This is a genomic window from Dietzia timorensis, assembly GCF_020742175.1.
In the GTDB taxonomy this organism is placed as follows: domain Bacteria; phylum Actinomycetota; class Actinomycetes; order Mycobacteriales; family Mycobacteriaceae; genus Dietzia; species Dietzia timorensis_A.
Genome location: NZ_DYXM01000035.1, coordinates 1 through 2,548 on the forward strand (window position 1 = coordinate 1; position 2,548 = coordinate 2,548).

The 2,548-nt window shown below is 62.0% G+C and carries 1 protein-coding gene and 1 pseudogene; both read left to right on the top strand.

All coding sequences use genetic code 11. The annotated features are described in order from the left end of the window. The first annotated feature begins 146 nt into the window (after positions 1-146). Positions 147-773: a hypothetical protein gene (locus tag K8V11_RS01660; protein ID WP_303910472.1), complete on the top strand. Its 627-nt coding sequence runs from the start codon at positions 147-149 to the stop codon at positions 771-773. Positions 774-1,217: 444 nt separating this feature from the next. Then, positions 1,218-2,548: pseudogene (locus tag K8V11_RS01665) on the top strand (DNA-directed RNA polymerase subunit beta); the annotation flags it as partial.

Consider the following 2,548-nt stretch of genomic DNA (forward strand, 5'->3'; position numbering starts at 1 on the left):
ATGCAGGTGAGGGCGCGGACGCGGCCTCTGAATCCGATGCGGACTCCGGTAGTGGCTCCGCGTCCGGTGACGACGGTGAAGACGGTGACGACGACGCCTCGCCCACGAGTGGCGCAGCCGCGACGACGGCAGGAGGGAACTAAGCCATGGCGAAAGATGCGAAAAAGAACGACGCCGTCGCCGACGTGGACGCCGACCAGGCTGCGGAAAAATCTGCCGGCGCCGAGGACACCACTTCTGACGCGGCGGCGAAGGCGGGCAAGAAGATGAAGAAGACGCGCATGAGCGCGGCTTGGCCCATGACCGCTCTCGCGGTCGGGCTCATCGGAATCGTCGTAGCCGTCGTCTTGTTCTTCCGTCCCGGTCTGGGCTTCGAGAATCAGGCCTATGCGGATCGCGCGGAGACGGATGCTGTGGCGACGGCCGCGGCGGAGAACGCCAAGAAGTTGGTGGCGATCGACTACGAAACGCTGGATGATTACGTCGCCGGGCTTCCGGACATTATGACCCAGGGTCTCGAGGACGAATTGATGAACAGCTGGGATCAGCTCTCCGACACGTACGAACAGGCTAAAACCAAGGTCGACGTGACGATCAGCGACGTCGGCGTCACGTACCTGGAGGACAATCGCGCAGAGGTGCTCATCGCGCAGAATGTCTCCGTTACGCAGGACGGTCAAGCGGCCGGATCGACCGACGGCACGTACCTGATTCGGTTGGAGAAGGTCGACGGTGACTGGAAGCTGTCGTCGATCCCCGACCTTCCGAGTTAGACCTTCCGGTTGAAGAACCGAGTCGCCCCGCACACATCGTGCGGGGCGACTCGCCCATTTGGGCCTTGACGAATCGCCGCACACGGTTCACTCTTAAAGTGTTCGCGACGCGCCCGATGTTCGGGTGTGAGAGCCAGGCGCATAGCCAGCCGCTTTTTGCTCGACTCGCGCCCGCCCCGATTCCCACATCGGGGGCGGCGAAAACTCGCTCTGGACACATTTGTCGCGAGTAGCTATAGTAGGACGTTGCGCTGGCTTCATTTTGTCGTTTCCACCAACCGTCCGCATTCCGAGGATTTCGCACCTATTTTGGTCGTCGCCTCCTGGAACTGCACAAACACGGGTTGGTTGCCTCATATAGCGGGGGTATGAGCGGTGAGTGTAAGCCGGTTTCTGCTCGCCGAATACAACTAGTTTGTGGCTGCGTACATGTGGCCACGTGAGGTGCTGGAAGGACCCATCTTGGCAGTCTCCCGCCAGACCAAGTCAGTCTCCACTGTTCCTGGTGCACCCAGGCGCGTATCTTTCGCGAAAATCAATGAGCCGCTCGCGGTGCCCGGTCTGCTTGATCTGCAGACCGAGTCGTTCGAATGGTTCATCGGCTCGGACCGCTGGGCCGAGAACGCCGCCGCGCGTGGCGTGACCAACCTAGAGAGTGGCCTCGATGCCATTCTCACCGAAATTTCTCCGATTGAAGATTTCTCGGGTTCGCTGTCGCTGTCGTTCTCGGAGCCCTACTTCGAAGAGGTCAAGGCGTCCATCGACACCTGCAAGGAAAAGGACCTCACCTACGAGGCCCCGCTCTTTGTTACCGCCGAGTTCGAGAACACCGAAACGGGCGAGATCAAGTCCCAGACCGTGTTCATGGGCGATTTCCCGATGATGACGCCGAAGGGCACGTTCATCATCAACGGCACCGAGCGCGTCGTGGTGTCGCAGCTTGTCCGCTCGCCGGGCGTGTACTTCGACCGCAGCCGCGACAAGTCCACGGAAAAGGACGTCCACTCGGTCAAGGTCATCCCGTCCCGCGGCGCATGGCTCGAGTTCGACGTCGACAAGCGCGACACCGTCGGTGTGCGCATCGACCGTAAGCGTCGCCAGTCGGTCACCGTTTTCCTCAAGGCTCTCGGCTGGACCGAGTCGGAGATCAAGGAGCGCTTCGGCTTCTCCGAGATCATGATGTCGACCCTCGAAAAGGACGCCGTCGAAGACACCGATGGCGCGCTGCTCGAGATCTATCGGAAGCTGCGCCCGGGCGAGCCGCCGACGAAGGACGCTGCCGTCGCGCTGCTCGACAACCTGTTCTTCAAGGACAAGCGCTACGATCTCGCTCGCGTCGGCCGCTACAAGGTCAACCGCAAGCTCGGCCTGCCCGATCCGGAGCTCGACGCCACGACGACGCTGACCCGCGAGGACATCGCAGCGACGATCGAGTACCTCGTTCGCCTGCACGCCGGCGATCCGTCGATGAAGCTGCCCGAGGGCCGCGAGGTTCCGGTCGAGGTCGACGACATCGACCACTTTGGCAACCGTCGTCTGCGCACCGTTGGTGAGCTCATCCAGAACCAGGTCCGCGTCGGCCTGTCCCGCATGGAGCGCGTCGTTCGCGAGCGCATGACCACGCAGGACTCCGAAGCGATCACCCCGCAGTCGCTCATCAACATCCGTCCGATCACCGCGGCGCTCAAGGAGTTCTTCGGAACCTCGCAGCTGTCGCAGTTCATGGACCAGAACAACCCGCTGTCGGGTCTGACGCACAAGCGTCGCCTGTCGGC